This is a genomic window from Pseudomonas avellanae BPIC 631 (assembly GCF_000444135.1).
GTDB lineage: Bacteria > Pseudomonadota > Gammaproteobacteria > Pseudomonadales > Pseudomonadaceae > Aquipseudomonas > Aquipseudomonas avellanae.
Genome location: NZ_ATDK01000228.1, coordinates 1 through 23,183 on the forward strand (window position 1 = coordinate 1; position 23,183 = coordinate 23,183).

Below are 23,183 nucleotides of genomic sequence, written 5' to 3' on the forward strand. Positions count from 1 at the left end.
TTTTTTTTTTTTTTTTTGGCCGCCGTAGTGGCAGGCGGTCTGATCGCCTTTGCCGAGGGCGTGTCGCGACTGAGCAAGGACGACGTCATGGACTCCTTTCTGTTCGCTACCCTGGTCGCCAACAAGGCGTTCAACGCCGAAACCGAGGGCGATCAGTGGTACGACAAATTCAATGAAGTGCTCTCCAGGATTGGCTGGCTGTCCACCCACTGGAACTACTCGCGGTACAGCGCTGCCCAGCAACGTTTCACCATGGACGAAGTCGGTCTCGAGATTCTCGGTTCGGCCATCGCCGCTGCGGCATTACCAGGCCCCGCCTCGCTGTTGATGCTCAAGGTCGCGGCTGATGCCGTTGCCGCTCTAAGTGCCAAAAAAGAGCCGCTGCGCCTGTTCGAGAGCCAGACCAAAGCGCACCGTGGCGGAAGTTTTCGCATCGCCTCCTGCATCGAGTCGGAAGACGGCACCGTCAATCTGGCCATGGGCGCAGTCACCTTTCAGACCGACAGCGAAGTCACCAATGTTCTGTTCTGGGAATGGCAGGACACCAACGTCGAAACCTGGAAGGGCGAGAACAATCTGGTGCTCAACACCGGCCTGTATGCACGCCATCGCGAATTGATTCAGCAAAGACTGGGCGACAGCGCCAAGAGTGCAATCGACGCGTTCGAGATCTGAACGGATTGTTAGCGGAGACGCGTGTCGTCTCCGCTGCCGGGATAAAAGGAATTTCCCCATGAAGCAGAAACTGAATGCCGGGGTGGTCAACGCGGGTTGTCTGCTGTTTTTTCCTGAGCAGGGTCATGCGACCGCTCACAGCGATGTCATGGACTCGATGCTGTATGTGCAGTTGGCCGCATCGAAGAAACACCCGAAATTTACCAGCCTCGATAAATGGAATGAAACCTGGCTGGCTGCGGCCATGAGTTTTGGCTGGATGCTGAAAGCCAAAGAGCATGTCAGTGAGCCGTTGAAGGCAGACGCTGCCGAGACAATATGGAGCGTTATCCGTCGAGCGCTTGCCGTGTCGGTCACACCCGCGGCGCTTGACCACGCAGAGCAAACGTTGCGCAAGGCTTGCGCACAGCCTTACGGAAAACCGGCGATTCGATTGCTGGCCAGCCAGGCGCTTGAGCATGAAGAGGATCAGGCCGGACGCGCGCAGACCGTCGTGGCTGTGCAAACGGGTTTTGTCGACGAGCAGCATAACCTGACGCTGGTACAGTTGCATTTTGTCACCCGCCAGCCGCTGAGCGACGGCTTTCTGTTCGACGTTCTTGAGCCTGCAAATATGGTTGGCAACATCAGCCTGACGGTCTACTCCCTGCAGCTGATGGATCTTGTGTATCTACATTCTCGCGACAAGATCAGCTCGGCGTTGGCAACCAGACGTGCCGGTCTGATCGACACATTGGAAGAGGTTTCCGATGTCTGAGCGTGATGAAAGTATGTTGTCTGGCGATAATCTTATGTCCTTCACCCATAACGTTCCCCCAGCTTTGCGACAGGACATTCTGGACTGTCTGCAATACGCCCGGCTTGTTGCAGATGATCTCCATTCCCCGGGCCAGGCCTGGCGTTCGTGGCTGGATGTCTATCAGCGAACAATTTCTAGCACGGGGGGGCGGCCTGAGTCACGGATTGAAGAGGCACGGTTAAAGATCCACCGTTTCAGGGATATCGGCAAGCTGCGGCTTCCAGTGGTCAGCAACTCCGTTGAGCTTCGCCGGTTGTACCTGCACTCTCTCGACAGCCTTCTGGCCAGCGAACATGCGCAGGCCTTTTTCAATAACTGGTTTGTTTCGGGTCGCTTTGAAAGCTTTCAGATCATCCCCTGTGCGATGCAAAGCGAAGATGAGGCAACGATCATGCTGTGCAGTATGCAGATGAAAACCCTGGCACTCAGGCCCGCGCTCACTTCTGGCAAATACTGGGAGGGGAAATGCAGGTGCACACCGTCGGTACGGCGTTCCGCTTCAATCGCCAGCGCTTTGAACCGTTTCGCCAGACGGTTCAGGACACCCTGTCTGATCGCGCTACAGCCGAAATCATCGGTTTGTAACGAGTGATCAGGTGCCCATGGAAGGAGCAACAAAAATGAGTACAGACACAGATAACGCCGCTTATCTGGGCAATATCCCCAGTATGGTGGCGTTTCTTCCGGGGTTATCGAGCGAAGAACGCACCGACCTTCAGGACGTGCTGCTGGATGCGCAATTGTTCGCCGGCAAACAGTTCGATTTCAAGACGCAGTGGAGCAGTTGGATGCATTACTACCGCAGCCGGCTCAAGGCGCGGGGCATGCAGCAAAAAGGAGTGATTCTGGGGGACTCGCTGGTTGTGAGCAATGTTGACGATTTGTTGCAGGCAACCTTCAAAGTCAGCAACTCTGCGGATCGCGAGCGTCTTGGCGGCATGATGCAACGTGCCTTTAGTGCGATGGGTGTGAATAAGGCGGCAGAGTTTTATTTTCAAAACGGTTTCGATCAAGGCCGTCTAGGCAGTTTTCAGGTTGTACCCTGTGAAAAGTATGAGCCGAACCGGACTCTTCTGTTGCTGTGCAGTCTGCATCTGAGTGTCGACGACTACGCCCCGGGTACGCGAAGGCTGCTGTTCCACTTCAAGGGCGGCAGTTACACCTTTGACAGAAATATCTATGCGGCCCATCGAGACAGCGTGGCGCGTTACCTGGATGGTAAAGCACTAAGCATGATACGTGCTGCGTCTATCTAGCTAAGGCCGGTCAGGGCAGCAGATAACCTCTGACGCCGGTAAAAATGATCTGCGCGGCCAGCGCGCAGACAAACAATCCCATCAGGCGACTGACAATCTGCAGGCCCTGATCACCGAGAATCCGTTCGATACGGTTGGCGAGATAAAGCACTACCCCGACTGTCAGGCTGGCCAGGGCGATACTCAGGATGGCCGTGAGCTTGTCGTCCCAGTGCGGCTGGCTGACGCCCATGACCAGCAGTGCGCCGATGGTACCGGGGCCTACGGTCAGCGGGATGGTCAGCGGGACGATGGTGACATCCTGCTGGACGTTATCGGTCTGGACCGCAGACTTGCCCTGCGCCATGCCCAGTGCCGAAATGAACAGCACGCTGCCGGCGCCGATCCTGAACGCATCCACAGTGATCCCGAAAATATCGAAAATGAACCTGCCGAACAGATACAGCAGCACACTGGACACCAGCGTTGCCAGCGCCACTTTCCAGGCCAGACGGCGCTGTTCCTTGCGCGAATGACCACGGGTCAGGCTGATGAAGCAGGAAAGAACGAAAAACGGGCTGTAAAGCACCAGCATCTTCAGATAAACGCTGAACAACACGTGAAGCATGGCTTCGACTCACAGCAGCAGGTGGATGGCATCGCCAGTCTATCAGGCCCTTGTACGGCTTTCGCGGTACGCTCATTTTCGCAGGTATTGCTCACTGACCGACGTCGGCCCGCGAGCCTTGTCACGGTGCGCAACCCAATGTTCGACCAGCTCGCGCAGTTGCGACAGCTCGATGGGTTTGGCCATGTGACCGTCCATTCCTGCCTGCCGTGCGCGGTCCTTGTGCTCGGTGAGAATATGCGCGGTCAGGGCCACGACCGGCGTGCGTACCCGCTGGTTGCCGACTTCCCAGGCACGCAGTTGCTCGGTAGCCGAGAAACCGTCGAGTATGGGCATTTCGCAGTCCATCAGCACCAGGTCATAACGCTGCGCTTTCATGGCGCGCAGCGCTTCTTCACCATTGCTGGCAGTGTCCGGGTTCAGATTGAGCTTACCTAGCATGCCGCGAATCACTTTGGTCGAAATGCTGTTGTCTTCGGCCACCAGAATGCGGAAGTCACCGGGCACGCTGACCGGCGGGGACATGACCGGGCCGGGTTTGGTTGAAACAACACCTTTGTTCAGTTGGGTCAGCTCATCTGCCAGCGTGGTCTTGAGCGTATAGCCCGCCACCGGTTTGGCCAGAATCCGTTTGATGCCCGAGTTACGAGCAATGATCTTGGTGGGCGCATTGCTGATGCCCGTGAGCATGATCAACAGAATGTCGTGATTAAGGCTGGGGTCTTCCTTGATCTTGGCGGCCAGCTGCATGCCGGTCATGCCGGGCATGTTCTGGTCGAGCAGGACCACATCGAAGTAGTCGCGCAGGTGCGCCTTGGTCCTGAGCAGCGCCAGCGCTTCCTTGCCCGATGCCACGGCGCTGACATTCAAGCCCCAGGCGCTGCACTGCTGGACGAGCACTTTGCGGCAGGTGTCGTTGTCATCGACCACCAGCACGCGGGCATCTTTAAGCGGGCTGTCCAGGTCGATGGTCGGCTGTTCAAGCAGCTTTGCGTCCAGCGGCAGGTTTAGCCACAGCGTATTACCCGGCGTGCCACTGTTCTGGATACCGAATTCGCCGTCCATCAATATGATCAACTGGCGGGCGATGACCAGCCCCAGATGGCCGCCAAGCCTGCTGCTGGCCAAAAAGTTTCTGCTGTGCAGTTCGGCGTGAAGCAGCTCGTCGCGCTCTTCGTCGGAGAGCGATTCGCCGCTGTCCTGAACCGAAATGCGCAAGCGCGGCTTTCCGCTCTTGGAAGACTCAAGCGCAACGCCGAGCAGAATTTCGCCTTCGTCGGTCTTTTTCAGGGCATTTTCCAGCAGGCTCAGCAGCGTCTGGCGCAGACGAGTAGGGTCGCCGCTGATCACGCGTGGCACTTGGGGCTGGATCTGGCTGATCAGTTCGACCTGTTGTTGCTCGGCCTTGGCGCGGAAGATATTCAGGCAGTCTTCGACCAGCGCACTGATATCGAACTGTACGTCGTCCAGTTCGATCTGCCCTGATTCGAGCTTGGTGATGTCCAGGATCTCGTTGATCAGCGTCAGCAGTTCGTTGCCGGCACTGTGAATGGTCTGCACATAGTCGCGCTGCTTGACCGACAACGGCGTGCCGAGCAGCAGCTCGGTCATGCCCAGGACACCGTTCATGGGGGTGCGGATCTCGTGGCTGATCTTGGCCAGGAATTCGGCTTTGGCGTTGATTTCGGCGGTACTGGCTGCCTGATCCCGGCTGACGCTGAAACGGTCTTCGGTAATGTTGCGATAACGTTCGCTGAGTGCCAGGCTCATCAGCAGGCCGCTGATGCAGAAGACGCAGAGCAACGCGAGTATCAGCCATTGCGGCGGCACCAGACTCAGCCACAGCAGACCCGGCAATACCACCATATAGCCGATGTTGAAGGTGATCATGCCGAGAACGAACAGGCGTGCCGAACGATAGCCTTTCTGCCAGTGCCACATCGATACCGCAAGGATACTCAATGTAGTCAAAGACACTAGAACGAAGGTCAGCGCGTTGATCGGCAGCTTCTCGTCGAACACCACCAGCAGTGCGCCAATGCCCATGAGCACTGCGTTGCCCAGTAGCAGGCGATCCAGTGTGCGGGCGTTGCGGTGCACGAAGAAACAATAGGTGTAGATCAGGCCGGCGACGGCGGCCAGCAGTAACGCAACATGCGCGCTGGGTGTTTGGGCGATGTGCCACGGATCTATAGGGCGAAGCAGATTGAGCAGCAGCAGGGCGCTGAGCCCGAGCAGTGATTCGCAGGCCGCCAGCCACAGATTGCTGCGCGAGCGTGTGTGCGCGTAGCGGGTCAGGTTCTGCACGATCAGCATCGCCAGCGCACCAAAAAGCAGGCCGAACAGAAACGGTTCAGTCTCGTCGGCAGCGCTTTGTATGGCGGGCTCAAGAGTAATGCTGGGGCGCATTTTCTGGGACGAGACGAGCCTCAGGTAGATGTCCAGAGAGGCCGCGCTTTGCGGGATCGGCAGCAGAAAATCATTGGAGGGCAGGCGCTGATCTTCTGTGGGCACAGCGTTGCCGGTGCGCAGATGATCGATCTGTTGATCGCCATCCATGACGTACATGTCGGCGCTGGCAAGGTCTGGGGCAAAGATACGCACCAGTTGCTCATGCTGGTTGGGATGCAATCTGTAATGCAGCCATACCGCGCTGTCGCGCTCCGCAGCGGCGACGCGTTCAAGTTCGATAGGGCTGAATTGATTCTGATAACGCGCCGAACGGATTTCATCCAGCGACAGGCTTGCCTTTTCGTCGAGCAGCGTCGACCAGCCAGCCCCGTGCTCGGCCTGAGCCGAAAGCATGAACAGCAGGGTCAGCAGTCCGACCGTTGAGGCTATGGCAATCCTGAGCCAGCGCACTATGAAATCCCTTCGTGAGTGAATGCCTGGTAAATCGCGAATACCGGGTCAACCGGCCAGCCGCACAACAGAGGCTGGCCTGGTGGTTTATTCCTGGTCTTCGCCACGCTCACGGGCAATGGCGCGATAGCCGATGTCCGTGCGGTAGAAACAACCTTGCCAATCAACCTTGGCAGCCAGGGCGTAAGCGTTTTTCTGCGCGCTGCCGACACTGTCACCCAAGGCTGTGGCACACAGTACACGACCGCCGCTGGTCACGACACGGTCATCCTGCAAGGTGGTGCCAGCATGAAAGACTTTGCCTTCCAGCTGCGCAGCCGCATCAAGACCCTCGATGACTGCGCCTTTGGCGTAATCACCCGGATAACCACCGGCCGCCAGAACGATACCCAGGCTCGGACGCGGATCCCATTGTGCTTCGACCTTGTCCAGCGCCTGCGCCAGGGCCGCTTCGATCAGCAGCACCAGGCTCGATTGCAGACGCAGCATGACCGGTTGGGTTTCCGGATCGCCAAAGCGGCAATTGAACTCGATGACTTTCGGGTTGCCGGCTTTGTCGATCATCAAACCCGCGTAGAGAAAGCCAGTATAGACGTTGCCTTCATCGGCCATGCCGCGGACGGTCGGCCAGATCACCAGGTCCATGACACGCTGATGAACTTCGGCGGTGACCACCGGGGCCGGGGAGTAGGCACCCATGCCGCCGGTGTTCGGCCCGCTGTCGCCGTCGCCGACGCGTTTGTGATCCTGGCTGGTGGCCATTGGCAATACATTTTTGCCATCGACCATGACGATGAAGCTGGCTTCTTCGCCATCCAGAAACTCTTCGATCACCACGCGCGAGCCGGCTTCGCCAAAGGCGTTGCCTGCCAGCATGTCGCGCACTGCGTCTTCAGCTTCGGTCAGGGTCATGGCGACGATCACGCCTTTGCCCGCTGCCAGGCCGTCGGCCTTGATAACGATCGGGGCGCCTTTCTCACGCAGATAAGCCAGTGCAGGCTCGATCTCGGTGAAGTTCTGATAGTCGGCGGTCGGGATCTTGTGGCGTGCCAGGAAATCTTTGGTGAAAGCCTTGGAGCCTTCAAGCTGCGCGGCACCAGCGGTGGGGCCGAAGCAATCCAGGCCACGGCTGCGGAACAGGTCCACGACGCCTGCAACCAAAGGTACTTCCGGGCCGACGATGGTCAGCGAAACGTTCTTTTCGGCGAAGTCCGCCAGTTGCTCCAGCGCCAGAACGTCGATGGCCACGTTCTCGCATTTGGCCTCGATCGCCGTGCCTGCGTTGCCCGGTGCGACAAACACCTTTTGCACGCGTGGGTCCTGAGCGACTTTCCATGCCAGGGCGTGTTCACGACCGCCACTGCCAATGATCAAAACATTCATTTCAAAAACCTCGATGACGCTGATTCTGGAGTACGCGGTGTGTCTGAAAAGATCAATACCGCAATACGAGGTCGTAATGGCGTAGGTGTATGCAAGGCGGATGGGGCTTCGCTGAGCGGAGTTGCCTTCTGGCAATGAGCATCAGCGGAGCCCCATCCAACGCAGCAGACGCCTGCGACAGTGCGGCCGTTTTTCTGATTAGTGCCTGAAGTGGCGCATGCCGGTGAAAACCATCGCAATGCCGGCTTCATCTGCCGCGGCAATCACTTCGTTGTCGCGCATCGAGCCGCCTGGCTGGATGACGGCGCTGATGCCGACCTTGGCCGCGTTGTCGATGCCATCACGGAACGGGAAGAATGCGTCGGAGGCCATGACCGCGCCCTGCACCTGCAAGCCTGCATGCTCGGCCTTGATGGCGGCGATGCGTGCCGAGTTCACACGGCTCATCTGGCCTGCGCCGACGCCGATGGTCTGGCGGTTGCGGGCGTAGACGATGGCGTTGGACTTGACGTACTTGGCGACTTTCCAGGCGAAGATCAGGTCGTGCATTTCGTGTTCGGTCGGTGCACGCTGGGTGACGACCCTGAGGTCGGCCGAGGTGATCATGCCGATATCGCGGCTCTGCACCAGCAGGCCGCCGTTGACGCGTTTGTAGTCCCAGGCCGGCAGGCGCTCGCTCCACCGGCCGCTGGTCAGCAGGCGCACGTTGGCTTTGCTGGCAATGATGCTGCGGGCTTCGGCGCTGACGCTTGGTGCGATGATCACTTCGACGAACTGACGCTCGACGATGGCCTTGGCCGTTGCAGCGTCCAACTCGCGGTTGAAGGCGATGATGCCGCCAAACGCCGACTCGGAGTCAGTGGCGTAGGCCAGCTCGTAAGCCTGACGAATGCCGCCTTCGTCGTCCGGGCAGACTGCAACGCCGCACGGGTTGGCGTGCTTGACGATCACGCAGGCCGGCTTGACGAAGCTCTTGACGCATTCCAGCGCGGCATCGGTGTCGGCCACGTTGTTGAACGACAGCTCCTTGCCTTGCAACTGGGTGGCGGTGGCGATACCGACTTCGGCAGGTTTGGCTTCAACGTAAAACGCCGCGCTCTGGTGCGGGTTCTCGCCGTAGCGCATTTCCTGGGCCTTGACGAACTGGGTGTTGAAGGTGCGTGGGAACTGACTGCGGCCTTCGGTGCTCAGGGTGTCGGCCGTCTGGTCGACGCCGCCCAGGTAGTTGGCGATCATGCCGTCGTAGGCGGCGGTGTGCTCGAACGCCTTGAGCATCAGGTCGAAGCGCTGTGCGTAGGTCAGGCCGCCTGCCTTGAGGCTTTCCAGTACCTGGCCGTAATCGCTGGCGTTGACCACGATGGCGACATCTTTATGGTTCTTTGCAGCGGAACGGACCATGGTCGGGCCGCCGATATCGATGTTTTCGATGGCGGTAGGCAGGTCGCAGCCCGGCTTGGAAACAGTGGCTTCAAAAGGGTACAGATTGACGGCGACCAGATCGATCGGCTTGATGCCGTGTTCGTTCATGATGGCGTCGTCGATGCCACGACGGCCCAGAATGCCACCGTGGATCTTGGGGTGCAGGGTCTTGACCCGGCCGTCCATCATTTCTGCGAAGCCGGTGTAATCGGCCACTTCGACTGACGCAACGCCGTTGTCCTGGAGCAGCTTGAACGTACCGCCAGTGGAAAGGATCTCGACGCCCAGCGCTTCCAGCTCGCGGGCAAATTCAAGGATTCCGGTCTTGTCGGATACGCTGATCAGGGCGCGGCGGATCGGCAGGCGGGTAGTCTGGTCGGTCATCTCGATTTCCATCAAAAGCAAAAGAGGTCTGCAAAAAAAAGCGACCGCGGTGCAAAAGGTCGCCTTTTCTGTTTTGAATGCTTTAAAGCAGATCGTACTGTTTGAGTTTCTTGCGCAGTGTGCCGCGATTGAGCCCCAGCAGTTCGGAAGCTTTCGTCTGGTTGCCCTTGACGTAGTTCATCACGCTTTCCAGAAGCGGAGCCTCGACTTCCGACAACACCAGGTTGTAGACGTCAGTGACGGATGCGCCTTCGAGGTGGGCGAAATAATTGTGCAGCGCCTTCTCGACACTTCCGCGCAGGGTCTGACCCTCTTCGCTCGGCGTGTTGAGGTGCTGTTTCAAATTGACGTTGTCGCTCACGGGTGTTGTTCCACTCACTAAAGTCTCGGTCATCATCGTCATGCGGCCACCTCTTTATCATTCTGGTTATCCAGGCCCTTGCAGCCTTGGCTGAAGAACTCCCGAACGTTGGCGCACTGTGCTTCCGTATCTTCCAAACGATTGAAGAGGGCGCGAAACTCTCTGGCCCCCGGCAGGGTTGCGAGATACCAACCGACGTGTTTGCGTGCAATACGCACGCCCATCACGTCGCCATAGAAAACGTGAAGCGCTGCCAGATGCTCAAGCAGAATTCGTTCCACTTCACTCGACTGCAGGGCCGGGAGTATTTCTCCGGTAAGCAGGTAGTGTTCTATCTCGCGAAAAATCCAGGGACGCCCCTGGGCGGCCCTGCCAATCAGTAATCCGTCTGCGCCGGTGGCCTGTAGCACGTGCCGGGCTTTTTCGGGTGAATCGATGTCGCCATTGGCAAAGACCGGGATCGACACTGCCTGTTTGATCATGGCAATGGTGTCGTACTCGGCCTCGCCGGTGTAAAGGTCGGCACGGGTTCGCCCGTGTACCGCCAGTGCCCGAATGCCCGCCTGCTCGGCGATTTTCGCCACGGTCAGGCCGTTACGGTTGTCGCGGTCCCAGCCGGTGCGGATCTTCAGCGTGACCGGCACATCGACCGCAGCCACCACGGCCTGCAGGATGTCGTTGACCAGTTGCTCGTCTTTCAGCAGCGCCGAACCTGCCGCCTTGTTACAGACCTTCTTGGCCGGGCAGCCCATGTTGATGTCGATGATCTGGGCACCCAGTTCGACATTGGCACGTGCGGCGTCTGCCATCATCTGCGCGTCACCACCGGCGATCTGTACCGAGCGGGGCTCGGGATCACCTGCGTGGATCATGCGCAGACGCGATTTGCGGCTGTTCCACAGGCTCATGTCACTGGTGACCATTTCCGACACCACCAGGCCAGCACCGAGTTGTCGGCACAGCTGACGGAAAGGCTGGTCGGTGACGCCCGCCATCGGGGCGAGGATCAAGCCGTTGTGCACTGTATACGGGCCGATGCGTACTGCCGACATAGCCTTACCTGTTGTGGAGGCCAAATCATCCGCAGGCCATGTAAAAACTGTTTCACCCGGTCTGCAACGGCCCGTTCTGCCAGCCGCTTGCGCCACTGTCAGAGCGAACCGAGAGTTCGAAAAAGGGTTGGCATGATACCCGCTCTCGATGACTGGATAAAGGCTGAATTGGATAAAATCTGAACAGTTGATTGCGGCCCGTTCAGCCCGCGATTACAGCATGTTTTGTGATTGAACTTCTGTGAACGTGCTGCGTTCTATCAGCAAAAGGCGCAGTTCAGGCCCGGCCTGAGCCTGCGGGAATGCCGTCAGGCGCTCATTCCGGAGAGCGGAAGTTGAGGCTATAATTTACGGCTTTGGCACCTGGATCAAGGATATCCAGCGCAATATGGATCGGCGTCTGCGGTGGCATCTCTTCCTTGCCGGCCATTTCGCCACTCAGGTATTCGCTCGGCTTGAAGCGACGACTGGCAATCAACTGACCACCGGTATCGGAAAATCGCAGCTCCAGCAGCGGAAATGGCTGCGAAAACGGAGCGCGGTTGTAGATGATCGCGTCGACCACCAGCGCCCCTTGAAACTCGGGGTGGCTGCGCACCACCAGATTGCTGCTCTTGAGTTGGGAGATGTCGACCTTGCTCGGTACTTTGCAGCCCACTTGCGGGCAGATCTGCTGGAACCATGGTCGGTACTGGTCCTGACGCGCCAGTTGATCGAAGTGATACCAGACGTACTGACCGGCCAGGCCGGCCAATGCCAGCAAAATCAGCAAGCCCCATGCAAAGCGTCGGCCCCAGCGCGGTTTGGGCCGTTGCCAGTCCAGTTGCAGAGGGTCGTCGGTCAGGTCCAGTAGCGTCTGATCAGGCACTGCCGGCTCGCTGCGGCTGCGCTTGCCGCGCTGTTCCGGCTCGGGCTCGTGGTCGTCGTGATCTTCATCATCGTCGTCCACTGCTGACCAGCGCTCGGCTTTCTCGGCAGGCAACGCCTTGCGCTGGATGACGACAGGGGCTCTGGGCTCGTCATCGTCCAGGTGTTTATCCAGTGACAGGGAAGGCTCGGTCCGGTCGTTGTCCGACAGGGGTTCCGGATCTTCGCTTGCATCGGTGTGGTCAATGACCTCGGCGTGCAGTTCGGGCAGATGCTCGACATCATCGTTGTGCACGGTGTCGACCCATGCCGCTTCGTCGGCCTGGCGGGTGTCACGTTTGGCGGTCAGGCTCACGTTGCCGTTGCCGATGTCACTGGCCGGGCTTGTGAAGGTGTCAGGACGCCGTGTCTCGCGCTGTTCGAGGCGGGCCAGTTCTTCGTCCAGGTTCAGGTTGTCCAGGTCCATCTCGCTGACCTGCCAGGGGTCATCGTCCTCGGGCGCCTTGCCCGGCTCTGATATCGGCTTGGGTGTCAGCTCTGGTGCCAGCGTTGGCTCAGGCTCCAGTCGGGGTTCTGGCAGGGGCTGCTCAATGATGACCGGCGCAGCAGCGAGCGCGACCTTTTCGGAGTCGTCGATGGCGCGCTGCTCCAGCAATTGCCGGGCGGCGTTGAACACCTGCAGGCAGGCTCCGCAACGCACCACGCCACGGGCCACGCTCAATTGAGCGTGACTGACTCTGAAACTGGTTTGGCAGTGCGGGCACTGGGTGACGAAGCTGTCGGTCATGCGGCTGTCCGGTTGAAGCGGCGGTTAACGGCGGCGCCCCGTGATGCGTACCCAGCCATCTCGGTTTGCGATCGGGTCCAGGTCAAAGCTTTCAGCGTAGGCGGCGGCAACGTCTTCGCCCTGTTCGGCAAGGATGCCCGACAGCGCCAGGCGACCGCCGGTCTTGACCAGTGTTGCCAGTTGCGGTGCCAGAGACACCAGCGGGCCGGCCAGAATGTTGGCGACCAGCACGTCGGCCTGCTGAGGGGGCAGGTCTTCGGGCAGGTACAGCGGGAAGCGTTCGGCGGCGATGTTGTTGCGCCCGGCGTTGTCGCGTGAGGCTTCCAGCGCCTGCACGTCAATGTCGGTGCCAACCGCCTGCTCGGCACCCAACAACAGTGCGGCGATGGCCAGAATGCCCGAGCCGCAGCCGAAATCCAGCACATTGCAGCCTTTGAGGTCCTGGCCATCCAGCCATTCGAGGCACAGCGCGGTGGTCGGGTGCGTCCCGGTGCCGAAGGCAAGGCCTGGATCAAGAAGCAGGTTTACGGCGTCCGGTTGCGGCGCTGCGTGCCAGCTTGGTACGATCCACAGGCGCTGGCCGAAACACATGGGCTGGAAGTTATCCATCCAGCTGCGTTCCCAGTCCTGGTCTTCGATGACTTCGGCGCTGTGCTCGGGCAGTTCTGCGCCGGTCAGCAGGCTCAGGTGCGCCAGTGCCAGCCCGGCATTGGTGTCGGCTTCGAACAGTGCCAGCAGGTGAGTGTGCGTCCACAGCGGCGTGGTGTTGAGTTCGGGCTCGAAAATCGGCTGGTCTTCGGCGTCCATGAACGTGACGGACACGGCACCGACTTCAAGAAGCGCATCTTCGTAGGTTTCGGCTTGTTCTGGGCTGATGGCGAGACGGACTTGCAGCCAAGGCATGGCGGATTACCTTCGATTTGGAAATAAGTACGGCTTTACAGCTGATGTGCCGCAGGAAGCGGGCAAGTTTACTGCTATGCGCTGCAAACAACAAAGCCGCATCTCTGCGGCTTTGTCGTTCTGAAACACGCTGACTTATTGATTGGCCAGTTTGTGTTCCAGGTAGTGGATGTTGACGCCGCCTTCGCAGAAGCCTTCATCGCGGGTCAGATCACGGTGCAACGGGATGTTGGTCTTGATCCCGTCAACCACGATTTCGTCCAGGGCATTACGCATGCGTGCCATGGCTTCTTCGCGGGTTGCGCCCCAGGTGATCACTTTTCCGATCAGCGAGTCATAGTTCGACGGAACCTTGTAGCCGCTGTAAAGGTGCGAATCGACCCGTACGCCGTTGCCGCCTGGTGCATGGAAGTGCTTGACCAGGCCTGGGCTTGGCACGAAGGTTTTCGGGTCTTCGGCGTTGATCCGGCATTCCAGCGCATGCCCGGTGATGACCACGTCATCCTGGGTGTACGACAGTTTGTTGCCGGCGGCGATGCTGAGCATCTCCTTGACGATGTCGATACCGGTGACCATCTCGGAAACCGGGTGCTCCACCTGAACACGGGTGTTCATTTCGATGAAGTAGAAACGGCCGTTCTCGTACAGGAACTCGAAAGTACCCGCACCGCGATAACCGATATCGATACACGCCTTGACGCAGGCTGCCAGTACATCGGCACGCGCCTGTTCGTCGATGAACGGTGCCGGAGCTTCTTCCAGAACCTTCTGGTGACGGCGCTGCAGCGAGCAGTCGCGGTCGCCCAGATGGATCGCCTGGCCCTGGCCATCGGAAATGACCTGAACTTCCACGTGGCGCGGGTTGGTCAGGTATTTTTCCAGATAGACCATCGGGTTGCTGAACCAGGCCGCAGCTTCTGCACGGGTCTGGGCAGCGGCTTCGATCAGGTCTTCTTCGCGATGCACCACACGCATGCCGCGACCACCACCGCCACCGGCGGCCTTGATGATCACCGGGTAACCGACTTCGCGACCGATGCGCAGCGCGATTGTCTCGTCTTCCGGCAGCGGGCCGTCGGAGCCCGGAACGGTTGGCACGTTGGCCAGCTTCATGGCGTCCTTGGCAGAAACCTTGTCGCCCATCAGGCGGATGGTGTCTGCTTTCGGGCCGATGAAGGCAAAGCCGGATTTTTCGACCTGTTCGGCGAAATCGGCGTTTTCCGCAAGGAAACCGTAGCCAGGGTGAATGGCCGTGGCGCCTGTCACTTCAGCGGCCGAGATGATCGCCGGAATGTTCAGGTAGGACAGGTTAGCCGGGGCCGGACCGATGCAGACGGTTTCGTCCGCCAGGCCCAGGTGCATCAACTCGCGATCTGCCGTGGAGTGTACAGCGACGGTCTTGATGCCCAGTTCTTTACAGGCACGCAGGATGCGCAAGGCAATTTCGCCGCGGTTGGCGATCAGAACTTTTTCCAACATCGCAGGCTCTCCCCGGTTCAAACGATAGTGAACAGCGGCTGGTCAAACTCAACCGGCTGACCGTTTTCTACCAGGATGGATTCGATAACACCGCTGGCTTCTGCCTGGATGTGGTTCATCATTTTCATCGCTTCGACGATGCAGATGGTGTCGCCTTTCTTGACGGTCTGGCCGACTTCGACGAATGCAGGCGAAGTAGGTGCCGGGGTGCGGTAGAACGTACCGACCATTGGCGACTTGACCACGAAACCGTTCAGTTTCGGTGCCGACGGCGCTTCTGGCGCAGCCGGGGCGGCGGCAGGGGCTGGTGCGGCGACCGGCGCTGCAACCGGAGCGGGCGCGTAGTAAGGCTGCGCCGGGGTCTTGCTGTGACGGCTGATCCGTACGGATTCTTCGCCTTCACGAATTTCCAGCTCGTCGATGCCGGACTCTTCCAGCAATTCGATCAGCTTCTTGACTTTGCGAATATCCATTAATCAACTCCCAAGGTTCTGTAAGGGCAATTTGTCGGCCGGCTCAAGCCATATGGTCAGCTTCAGGCTGGACTCGTCATGGCTTGGCACTGGCGGCCAGTTGTTCCAGGGCGGCTTCCAGGGCCAGTCGGTATCCACTGGCACCCAGGCCACAGATCACTCCCACAGCGACGTCTGAAAAGTAGGAGTGATGGCGGAAAGGTTCGCGTTTGTGCACGTTTGATAAATGCACTTCGATGAATGGGATGCTCACTCCCATCAGCGCGTCACGTATTGCAACGCTTGTGTGCGTAAAAGCAGCCGGATTGATCAAAATAAAGTCGACACCTTCGCCGCGAGCGGCATGAATGCGGTCGATCAATTCATATTCGGCATTGCTTTGCAGGTGCATCAGATGGTGACCGGCATCGCGCGCGCGCAGCTCAAGGTCCTGATTGATCTGGGGCAGGGTGATGGTGCCGTAGACCCCGGGTTCCCGAGTGCCCAGCAGGTTCAGGTTGGGCCCGTGAAGGACCAGGATAGTCGCCATTGCGTGTTCCTTTTATTGTCTGCGAGCGGTTTACGCCCGGCGACTATGCCGGAAGGGCAATGGACTGTCCAGTTAACAACAGTAGCCAGCACGATGAGCGATATTCGCGCAAAGTTTATGACTCACGGTTTAGTTTTGGTCATTTGCTCTATTCAGGCGTTCAATTAGCCCTGCGGCGTCGATTTCGCCGACAACCCGCACATTTTGGAGCTCTTCGCCGTTTTTAGCGAAAAACAGCAGCGCGGGAGGGCCGAACAGCTTGTAGCGATCGAGCAAGGCGCGTTGCTCTGCGTTGCTGTCGGTCATGTCGAAACGAATGAGGCTGTAGCCCGCCAGTCTGGCGACAACGCCCGGATCTGGCAGAACTTCGTGTTCGATGACCTTGCAACTGATGCACCAGTCGGCGTACCAGTCGAGCAGCAACGGCTTGCCAGCGCTTTGTGCTTCCTGCATCACACGGTCCAGTTCGGCCGAGGTGGTGATGGTCTGCCACTGTGTCGAGTTCGGTGCGACTGCGCCGTTGGTTGCTGTAGCGTACTCGCGGCCCAGCGGGCGCATCGGGTCGGTTTGCCCGGACAGCGCGCCATACCAACTGGCCAGCGCGTAGACCAGCAGAGCTAGACCGAGCAATTGAGCGAGCTTTTGCCGAGTGGTCTTTTCAGTGAACTCCAGTGCGCCCAAAAACAGCGCAACACCTGCAGACAGCAGGCCAACCAGCAGCAGGGTGATTTGCCCGGGCAGGACGCGGCTCAGCAAGCCGATGGCCAGTGCCAGCAACAGCACACCGATCGCATTTTTCACCGTGACCAGCCAAGGCCCGCTTTTCGGCAGCCAGGTGGCACCGCCAGTTGCGATCAACAGCAACGGCGCGCCCATGCCCAGGCCCAGCGCAAACAGTTTCAACCCACCGCCGACCGCATCACCACTTGCGCTGATATACAGCAGCGCACCGGCCAGCGGCGCGGAAACACAGGGCGAGACCAGCAGGCTGGACACCACTCCCAACACTGCCGCGCCCCACAGCGACCCGCCCTCGGTCTTGCCGGCAATGCGGTCCAGGCGCGAGCTGATTGACTGCGGCAGGCGCAGCTCGAAAGCGCCGAACATGGCGATGGCAAAGATTACGAAGAACGCCGAAAACGGCACGAGTACCCACGCTGATTGCAGACGTGCCTGCAGATTGAGGCTCGCACCAAACATACCCATCAGCGCACCGAGCAAGGCAAAACAGGCCGCCATTGGCAGTACGTAAGCCAGTGACAGGCTCAGGCCGCGCAGGCCGCCGACCTTGCCGCGCAGCACTACGCCGGACAGAATCGGCAGCATCGGCAGTACACACGGCGTGAAGGTCAGGCCTATGCCTGCGAGGAAAAACAAAGCGATTTCTTTCCAGCTCCAGGAGGAGGCGGAAACGGGTGCTGCGAGTGCTTCGGGCGAACTGCCAGTCACGTCGCCGATGCTCAGTCGCTCGGTTTCCGGTGGGTAGCACAGGCCTTTGTCGGCGCAACCTTGATAAGTGACTACAAGCGTAAAGGGGCGTTGCTCGCCGGGTTTGCGTGGCAGGTCGATGTCGAGAATGCCGTGATAGACCTCGACGTCGCCAAAGTACTCATCGTGTTTCTGCTCGCCCTTGGGCAATTGCGCTTGGCCCAGGCCAATGTCGGCAGGCTCGGTGCGGAACTGAAAGCGATGGCGATACAGGTAATAACCATCGGTGGCGACCAGACGCAGTTTGATCGACTCTGGCGTGGTTTCGATCAGGCTCAACTGAAAGGCCTGACGAACCGGCAGGAAGTCCTTGCTGTTATCTAGCGTGCCGCCACCCAGCGTAGGTGACGGGCGGCTGTCCAGCAGGCCGGCCGCGGAGGCAGGCAGTGCAAGGATCAGTAACATCAGGCAGAGCAAGCGGCGCATGGCAGTCTCGAGTCTCGAAGGTCTGCGCATGATAACGGAGTGCTTCGCCGCCTGCTGAGATGAGGTTTGTAAGATACGGTGTCAGGTGATGTCAGAAAAGTCCGCGCGCACTACTTGCCTTTCGATGAAAAGCTGCCGCCAGCCTCCTGTTCGTAATGCTCGGGGATTTTGTACTGGTAGGTTTCAAGCCAGCGTTGCAGGCTCAAGTCCCGTTCAAGTGGCGTGTTGCTCTGCGGCGTTGGCGACGCAGCCTTGCCGCTGGCTTGCAGTTGCAGCCAGGTTTCGGTCAGTTTTGCTCTGGCCACAGGCGGCTGGTCGCCATCGGCCCAGGCGTCGCTGGCGACCAGCAGCATGACCATGCCGCCGATTATCATGCTTTTCATGGTCGTACTCCGGTTGACTGACGATCTGTCTGTTCAGGCAGTGGTGCGTCAAGCAGCGGCACCACCCGCTCGACAGACGCCAGTGGTGTGACCTGTGACTTGCCGATTTTTGCGGCGCGCGCCTGGGCGTCGGTGATCTGCTCCGGTGTCAGCCCGGCGCGGGTGGCCAGCTCGGCGGCTTGTGTCCAGTTGTTCTGATAAATCAGCAGCGTGGCCAGATTGACGGCCGCCAGCGAATCGGACGGTTTGAGTTCCATGGCCGTCAGAAACTGAAACCGCGCTTGTTCCAGCTTCAATTGGTTGAGATAGACGACGCCTAAATCGTTGCGAATCTTTTCGTCGGTGGGTTCCAGCTTGCTGGCGGTGAGCAAGTGTTTCTGCGCCAGTGCATTGTCGCCCCGCGCCGCGGCCAGTTGCCCAAGACCATGCTCGCCCTCGGCGGCCCGACAGGTGCCCAGCAGGCTGCGGTACAGCGGTTCGGCTTCATGACTGCCCAACAGCCGTAATACCCGAGCCTTGCGCAAGCGCACCTCGCCGAGGCTGTCCGGCATGCCTTCAAGGTTGGCGAGGCTGGCATGCAAGCGGCCTTCATCGGCCATGTTCTGCGCCAGGTTCAGGGAGAACTCCTGATCCGAGGTCAGCTTCGGGCATTGGCCGGGCTGGGCCGAGGTCTGCGGCCAGAGCGTGCGACCGTCGCCGGCACACCCGCCGAGCATGAGGAATCCGAGTAGTGCGATTGCTGCTTTCATCAGCCGTTGTCTTCCTTGTATCAGGCGTATGTATAGAGGCGCTAACTGCCCAGCGCCCGACTTATAGCAATAAAGCCGGGGCCTGCCAGTACGATCAGCAGTGCGGGGAACAGAAACACCATCATCACCACCGACATTTTGGCCGACAGTTTGGAAATGTACTCCTGCAGGCGGGTAAGGCGTCGGTCGTCGATCAGTTGCTTGAGCGTCAGCAGGGACTTCAATGCGCCGCCGCCTTGATGGATGAGCTGGTTGAGGATTACGCAGGTGTCGCTCAGCTCGTCTACGGCCAGCAGGGCGGCGGTTTTGCGCAGTTCTTCGCCCAGCTCCAGGCCGGAGTCGACACGGGTCAATACCACGCGAATCTCATCGGACAGCACCGGCAGCAGGTCTTTGCCTTCATTGCTCAGCACCCGCAACGCCTGCTCCACTGCCATGCCCGACTCGAACAGGATGCGGAGCAGCGGGATAAAAGTGGAGATTTCCACCACCACTTGTTTCTGGCGGCGTTAAGCGGCGGCGGCCAGCACCCGCTTGGGCAGCAGATAGCCAATGCCCAGCGCGAATATCGGTGCGATGAAAGGTTGCTCGATCTCCTTGAAAAACAGCACTTGGGCCAGAATGACCATGCTCATCAGGGCGATGGGCACACCCACCTGGCACGCGGCAAACAGCGAGCGTTTGGTGGCACGGCGCCAGCCGATGCGGTTCAACAGCACCTGGGTTTCCGAGTCCAAACTAATGCTGCGCTGACCGATGCGGCTTTCACGAACCACCTGTCCCCTCAGCCGTTGTGCCACCAGGCGTTCGTTGCGGCGCTGGCGAGCCATGCCGGACAGCAACAGAAAGACCGCAGCAGCGAACATGAACGTGCCCAATACCAGTTCCATTTCAGATTCTCCTCAGCATGCGCCACAGCATCAGGCAGCCCAGCATTTGCAGGCCAAACGCCATGCTCAACATGATTTGCCCGCTGCCATCGTTCCACATGTGCAGCAGGTAATCGGGGTTCACCGCCAGGAAGTAGCCGGCCATGCTCACCGGCAGTAACCCCAAGACGATGGCCGTCATGCGGGTTTCACCGGTCATGGCGCGCAATTGGCGACCGGCCTGCTCTCTGTCACGAATCAGCTTGATAAGGTTCTCCATCAGTTCGCTGGCGTTGCCGCCATATCGATGGTTGACCCGCAGGCCCAGGGCAAACAGGTGAAACTCGTCGCGCTCGTACAATTCGGCAAAATCCCTGACGGCATCTGGCAGGCTGACGCCCAGTTGCACATTGAGTTCGATGCGGCTCATGCCGTCCTTGAGTGGCTGGTCCATCGCCTCGATACCGTGCAGCACCGCATCGGCCAGGGTTCTGCCAGACTTGAGGCTGCGCACGGTGTGATCGAGCAACTGTGGCAATTGCTGGATCATGCGGCGCACGCGCCTTTCATAGCGCCATGAAACAAATACCCGCACCACCAATGGGACGGCCAGCAGCATGCTGACCGCGCCGAGCCCGCCGCCCAGCCAGTAACCCAGCACGATCAATAGCGCATAGAGCGTCAACGCCAGGCCCGTGCGTTCAGTCGCCTTGCCCAGCCCGGCGCGCAGAAAGGCCCGGTCCAGGTACGACCATCCGGCCTTTTCGGCCGCCGCCGGCTGCACGTGCCCGGCCGTCAGGCGCTGCCTGACCCGCTCACTGGCTCCCTGATTGAGCGCCAGATAGAACATGCGAACGGACACCATCAGCAACACGACTGAAATCAGGCCAAGCACCACGGATGCATGCATGCTGCCTCCTTGACCGGGTCAGTAACCGGGCCGCAGCTTGTCACCAGCGGCGTGCGCGGCCTCGCGCATGAAGCCGACCCCGGTGCGGCGATCCAGGCGGAACAAGGTGTTGGTGACGTAGATGTCATCGCGTATGCCGACCACCTCTACCACTTCGCTGACACAGCGGCGGCCGTCCGGCAGGCGGGCCAGCTGGATGATCACGTCCAGCGCTGCGCAGATCATTTGCCTCAGGGTCTTTTCCGGGATCAATCGTCCAGTCAGGCCGACCAGGGTTTCCAGGCGCAGCAGGGCGTCCTGCGCGTTGTTGGCGTGCACCGTGCTCATCGAGCCATCGTGGCCGGTGTTCATTGCCGTCAAAACGTCCAGTACCTCGACGCCACGGATCTCGCCGAGGATGATGCGGTCCGGGCGCATCCGCAGCGAGTTGCGAATCAGGTTGCTGGCGCGGACCTCGCCATGCCCTTCGGCATTCGGCGGGCGGGTTTCCAGGCGCACCACATGCGGGTGGCTGAGTTGCAGTTCGGCCACGTCTTCGATGGTGACCAGGCGCTGATTGCTGTCGATCAACTGGCTCAGCACGTTGAGCATGGTGGTCTTGCCCGTGCCGGTGCCGCCGCTGACCAGCACGTTGCAGCGTTTGCCCACCGCTTCCTGAAAGAACTCGAAGATGGGTTGGTCGATGGTCTGCATGGCCACCAGATCGGCGCTCTTGAGCATGTCCTTGCGAAACTTCCGGATAGACAGGCACGGGCCGTCCAGCGCAATCGGCGGAATGATCGCATTGACCCGGCTGCCGTCGGGCAGGCGCGCATCGACCATCGGCGAAGACTCGTCCAGACGCCGACCCATCGGGGCGAGAATGCGCTGCATCACGCGTTCGACGTGATGCGAATCGATAAAACGCAGGTCGGTGTGATGCAGCACGCCATCACGCTCGACAAACACTTTGCTCGGCCCGTTGACCAGAATTTCCGTGACCGAACTGTCGCGCAACAGCACTTCCAACGGCCCGAAGCCGGTCAGCTCATCGACCAGTTCTTCGGCCAGCCGCTCCATTTCGTAACGCGAGATGGCCAGTCGCAGGCGAGCGACGTACTCAGCCACTTTATCGATGACAAATTGCGCCAGAGCCGGTCGTGAGCCTTCCAGCAGGTTTTTGCCGCTCTCTTCGATGCCATCGATGATATAGCGGTGCAGCACCAGTTTCAGGCCTTGGCCATCATCGGCCTGCCCATTGCCACGCGATGAGATGCCAAACAGTTTTTCCGGCATTACCTGTTCCCCCACAGCCGGGCGAGCCAGCCTTGATCGGATTGTTCATGCGTCTCGGAGTGCCGCGCCAAGTGTTCGCCAAGGCGCCGCAGCCCGGAACACAGCGCGTCACGCGATGCCAGTTCAAACAGCGTATCACCTCGACAGCGCGCGGTGTGCGCGTTGCGGTGCCCGGCGTTGCCGTATTGGTCGGGCTCAGGCTTAGTTGGCGAAAGCTGACCAGTTGGCGATTGGCTGAATCCAGGCGCTCGGCGGCATCGCGGCTGCCGGTTTCGCCTGCCCAGTAATCCTGCAGGTTGCCTTCTTCGGCGCTGCGCACTGCCAGGCGCAATATGCCGGTTTGCGACGCCAGCATCAGCCGCGCCAGCAATGCCTCCGGCACCGCGACTGTCACGGTTCGGGCGTTGATCCGTTGTTGTTCCTGTTTGAAGCGTTCGTCGGCGCTGATGTTCTGCACCGGCTTGCCATCGCGATCAGGGCCGAGCAGCCCGCCAATCCCGAGAATTCGCAGGGCGGGCACCACCACCTGGCTGGAGCGGCTGGGGTTGCTCGCGTCTTCAGGCAGGTAAAGCAGCACGTCCGCGTAGTCGCCGGGGCTGAGTTGCCCGGATGCGCCAGTCACTTCATCCACCTGTAACGCCAGCGCCCGTTCATGTGGGCGGATCATCCGTGCCAGCGTGCCTCCGGCATCAAAGCTGCTTTCGCTGGGCCAGGTTCCGGCGGTCAGCGTCCGCCAACTGCTGCGGCCGACGAGGCTCTCGATGCGCTCGAAACTTCCGGGTGGTGCAATCTTGAGCCGTTCAATGGCCAGGTCTTCGGCCGTGATGGGGGTGTACGCCGGGATGTCCCGGGCCAGAACCACAACGTTGTGGCGCAATGCTTCTTCGACGGGCGGGGTCGCGGGTGTTTGAGCGGTTTGTTCGATGGCGACAGGCGGTGCTGACGTATTGACAACTGCAGGTACCTCAGCCGGTTTGCTGACGGCGATTCCCAGATATCCGGCAATCAACGCGCCCAGCAGAAACAGGACCGCGAGCACCAAGTAATGCGACTGCTCATGGCAACTTTCCCTTTGTCATCGCAGGACAACTCAAGCCGGTGCGGCAACTTCGCAACACCGCAACGGCGGACGGCATTTCCGTCCATTACGTGACGGTAGCTGATAGCACCCAAAACGCCATTGTGCCTTGGCATAAAAAGCTTTTCGGGTGAACGACATAGCGTTTGGCCGAGTTAAACCGGGGAGG

At 59.7% G+C, this 23,183-nt stretch carries 19 protein-coding genes and 4 pseudogenes; 4 read left to right on the forward strand and 19 right to left on the reverse strand.

Annotated features, from left to right (window positions below):
• The 4 genes and pseudogenes from DW49_RS0110705 to DW49_RS0110720 form a co-directional block, all read left to right on the forward strand.
• A partial coding sequence (locus tag DW49_RS0110705) for a hypothetical protein (protein ID WP_024421237.1) occupies positions 1-675 on the forward strand: 675 nt, incomplete at its 5' end.
• Positions 676-733: 58 nt separating this feature from the next.
• Positions 734-1,432, forward strand: coding sequence for a hypothetical protein (locus tag DW49_RS0110710; RefSeq protein WP_005620721.1), 699 nt, complete (start codon positions 734-736; stop codon positions 1,430-1,432).
• Positions 1,425-2,059: pseudogene (locus DW49_RS01000000128270) on the forward strand (hypothetical protein). The gene DW49_RS0110710 and the pseudogene DW49_RS01000000128270 overlap by 8 nt, the downstream one beginning before the upstream one ends.
• 35 nt (positions 2,060-2,094) lie before the next feature.
• Positions 2,095-2,730, forward strand: a complete 636-nt coding sequence (locus DW49_RS0110720) for a hypothetical protein (RefSeq protein ID WP_005620719.1) — start codon at positions 2,095-2,097, stop codon at positions 2,728-2,730.
• 10 nt (positions 2,731-2,740) lie between these two features.
• Here DW49_RS0110720 and DW49_RS0110725 read toward each other — a convergent pair whose 3' ends face one another.
• The 19 genes and pseudogenes from DW49_RS0110725 to cpaB all read right to left on the reverse strand — a co-directional run.
• The gene (locus DW49_RS0110725) at positions 2,741-3,337 is read right to left on the reverse strand and encodes a MarC family protein (protein ID WP_003376461.1); all 597 of its coding nucleotides are present in this window, start codon (positions 3,335-3,337) and stop codon (positions 2,741-2,743) included.
• A 72-nt stretch (positions 3,338-3,409) separates the two neighbouring features.
• Positions 3,410-6,199, reverse strand: coding sequence for a hybrid sensor histidine kinase/response regulator RetS (gene retS, locus DW49_RS0110730; RefSeq protein ID WP_005620717.1), 2,790 nt, complete (start codon positions 6,197-6,199; stop codon positions 3,410-3,412).
• An 87-nt stretch (positions 6,200-6,286) separates the two neighbouring features.
• Positions 6,287-7,582 carry a phosphoribosylamine--glycine ligase gene (purD, locus tag DW49_RS0110735; RefSeq protein ID WP_003376465.1) on the reverse strand — a complete coding sequence of 432 codons (1,296 nt, stop codon included), beginning with the start codon at positions 7,580-7,582 and terminating at the stop codon, positions 6,287-6,289.
• 198 nt (positions 7,583-7,780) lie between these two features.
• Entirely contained in the window at positions 7,781-9,385 is a 1,605-nt protein-coding gene (gene purH, locus DW49_RS0110740; RefSeq protein WP_024421238.1) for a bifunctional phosphoribosylaminoimidazolecarboxamide formyltransferase/IMP cyclohydrolase, read from the reverse strand.
• An 82-nt stretch (positions 9,386-9,467) separates the two neighbouring features.
• Positions 9,468-9,788 carry a DNA-binding transcriptional regulator Fis gene (gene fis / locus DW49_RS0110745; protein WP_002555375.1) on the reverse strand — a complete coding sequence of 107 codons (321 nt, stop codon included), beginning with the start codon at positions 9,786-9,788 and terminating at the stop codon, positions 9,468-9,470.
• The gene (dusB, locus tag DW49_RS0110750; RefSeq protein ID WP_005620711.1) at positions 9,785-10,798 is read right to left on the reverse strand and encodes a tRNA dihydrouridine synthase DusB; all 1,014 of its coding nucleotides are present in this window, start codon (positions 10,796-10,798) and stop codon (positions 9,785-9,787) included. Before dusB ends, fis begins: the two co-directional genes overlap by 4 nt.
• Positions 10,799-11,114: 316 nt before the next feature.
• Entirely contained in the window at positions 11,115-12,452 is a 1,338-nt protein-coding gene (locus DW49_RS0110755) for a DUF3426 domain-containing protein (protein ID WP_005620710.1), read from the reverse strand.
• A gap of 24 nt (positions 12,453-12,476) precedes the next feature.
• The gene (gene prmA, locus DW49_RS0110760) at positions 12,477-13,355 is read right to left on the reverse strand and encodes a 50S ribosomal protein L11 methyltransferase (protein WP_005620708.1); all 879 of its coding nucleotides are present in this window, start codon (positions 13,353-13,355) and stop codon (positions 12,477-12,479) included.
• 135 nt (positions 13,356-13,490) lie between these two features.
• Positions 13,491-14,834: an acetyl-CoA carboxylase biotin carboxylase subunit gene (accC, locus tag DW49_RS0110765; RefSeq protein ID WP_005620706.1), complete on the reverse strand. Its 1,344-nt coding sequence runs from the start codon at positions 14,832-14,834 to the stop codon at positions 13,491-13,493.
• A 17-nt stretch (positions 14,835-14,851) separates the two neighbouring features.
• The gene (gene accB, locus DW49_RS0110770) at positions 14,852-15,307 is read right to left on the reverse strand and encodes an acetyl-CoA carboxylase biotin carboxyl carrier protein (RefSeq protein ID WP_003376479.1); all 456 of its coding nucleotides are present in this window, start codon (positions 15,305-15,307) and stop codon (positions 14,852-14,854) included.
• 76 nt (positions 15,308-15,383) lie between these two features.
• Positions 15,384-15,836 carry a type II 3-dehydroquinate dehydratase gene (aroQ, locus tag DW49_RS0110775; RefSeq protein WP_005620705.1) on the reverse strand — a complete coding sequence of 151 codons (453 nt, stop codon included), beginning with the start codon at positions 15,834-15,836 and terminating at the stop codon, positions 15,384-15,386.
• A gap of 129 nt (positions 15,837-15,965) precedes the next feature.
• The gene (locus DW49_RS0110780) at positions 15,966-17,750 is read right to left on the reverse strand and encodes a protein-disulfide reductase DsbD (protein ID WP_005620704.1); all 1,785 of its coding nucleotides are present in this window, start codon (positions 17,748-17,750) and stop codon (positions 15,966-15,968) included.
• Positions 17,751-17,860: 110 nt separating this feature from the next.
• Complete coding sequence (locus DW49_RS0110785; protein ID WP_005620701.1) at positions 17,861-18,133, reverse strand: DUF3613 domain-containing protein; 273 nt, start codon at positions 18,131-18,133, stop codon at positions 17,861-17,863.
• Positions 18,130-18,882: a tetratricopeptide repeat protein gene (locus DW49_RS0110790; protein ID WP_005620700.1), complete on the reverse strand. Its 753-nt coding sequence runs from the start codon at positions 18,880-18,882 to the stop codon at positions 18,130-18,132. The genes DW49_RS0110785 and DW49_RS0110790 overlap by 4 nt, the downstream gene beginning before the upstream one ends.
• Before the next feature lie 41 nt (positions 18,883-18,923).
• Positions 18,924-19,772 (reverse strand): annotated as a pseudogene (locus tag DW49_RS01000000128275) (type II secretion system F family protein).
• Between the two features lies 1 nt (position 19,773).
• Entirely contained in the window at positions 19,774-20,661 is an 888-nt protein-coding gene (locus DW49_RS0110800) for a type II secretion system F family protein (RefSeq protein ID WP_005620699.1), read from the reverse strand.
• A gap of 18 nt (positions 20,662-20,679) precedes the next feature.
• Positions 20,680-21,936: a TadA family conjugal transfer-associated ATPase gene (locus DW49_RS0110805; RefSeq protein ID WP_024420885.1), complete on the reverse strand. Its 1,257-nt coding sequence runs from the start codon at positions 21,934-21,936 to the stop codon at positions 20,680-20,682.
• Positions 21,936-22,088: pseudogene (locus tag DW49_RS1000000131985) on the reverse strand (pilus assembly protein); the annotation flags it as partial. The pseudogene DW49_RS1000000131985 and the gene DW49_RS0110805, both read right to left, overlap by 1 nt.
• Positions 22,031-22,995, reverse strand: a pseudogene (gene cpaB / locus DW49_RS0110810) (Flp pilus assembly protein CpaB); the annotation flags it as partial. The pseudogenes cpaB and DW49_RS1000000131985, both read right to left, overlap by 58 nt.
• Positions 22,996-23,183: the final 188 nt, after the last annotated feature.

Bases quoted from the DNA above. Each gene is read 5' to 3' on its own strand.
- DW49_RS0110710 (WP_005620721.1), top strand. From the start codon at position 734: ATGAAGCAGAAACTGAATGCCGGGGTGGTCAACGCGGGTTGTCTGCTG.
- DW49_RS0110720 (WP_005620719.1), top strand. From the start codon at position 2,095: ATGAGTACAGACACAGATAACGCCGCTTATCTGGGCAATATCCCCAGT.
- DW49_RS0110725 (WP_003376461.1), bottom strand. From the start codon at position 3,337: ATGCTTCACGTGTTGTTCAGCGTTTATCTGAAGATGCTGGTGCTTTAC.
- purD (WP_003376465.1), bottom strand. From the start codon at position 7,582: ATGAATGTTTTGATCATTGGCAGTGGCGGTCGTGAACACGCCCTGGCA.
- purH (WP_024421238.1), bottom strand. From the start codon at position 9,385: ATGACCGACCAGACTACCCGCCTGCCGATCCGCCGCGCCCTGATCAGC.
- fis (WP_002555375.1), bottom strand. From the start codon at position 9,788: ATGACGATGATGACCGAGACTTTAGTGAGTGGAACAACACCCGTGAGC.
- dusB (WP_005620711.1), bottom strand. From the start codon at position 10,798: ATGTCGGCAGTACGCATCGGCCCGTATACAGTGCACAACGGCTTGATC.
- DW49_RS0110755 (WP_005620710.1), bottom strand. From the start codon at position 12,452: ATGACCGACAGCTTCGTCACCCAGTGCCCGCACTGCCAAACCAGTTTC.
- prmA (WP_005620708.1), bottom strand. From the start codon at position 13,355: ATGCCTTGGCTGCAAGTCCGTCTCGCCATCAGCCCAGAACAAGCCGAA.
- accC (WP_005620706.1), bottom strand. From the start codon at position 14,834: ATGTTGGAAAAAGTTCTGATCGCCAACCGCGGCGAAATTGCCTTGCGC.
- accB (WP_003376479.1), bottom strand. From the start codon at position 15,307: ATGGATATTCGCAAAGTCAAGAAGCTGATCGAATTGCTGGAAGAGTCC.
- aroQ (WP_005620705.1), bottom strand. From the start codon at position 15,836: ATGGCGACTATCCTGGTCCTTCACGGGCCCAACCTGAACCTGCTGGGC.
- DW49_RS0110780 (WP_005620704.1), bottom strand. From the start codon at position 17,750: ATGCGCCGCTTGCTCTGCCTGATGTTACTGATCCTTGCACTGCCTGCC.
- DW49_RS0110785 (WP_005620701.1), bottom strand. From the start codon at position 18,133: ATGAAAAGCATGATAATCGGCGGCATGGTCATGCTGCTGGTCGCCAGC.
- DW49_RS0110790 (WP_005620700.1), bottom strand. From the start codon at position 18,882: ATGAAAGCAGCAATCGCACTACTCGGATTCCTCATGCTCGGCGGGTGT.
- DW49_RS0110800 (WP_005620699.1), bottom strand. From the start codon at position 20,661: ATGCATGCATCCGTGGTGCTTGGCCTGATTTCAGTCGTGTTGCTGATG.
- DW49_RS0110805 (WP_024420885.1), bottom strand. From the start codon at position 21,936: ATGCCGGAAAAACTGTTTGGCATCTCATCGCGTGGCAATGGGCAGGCC.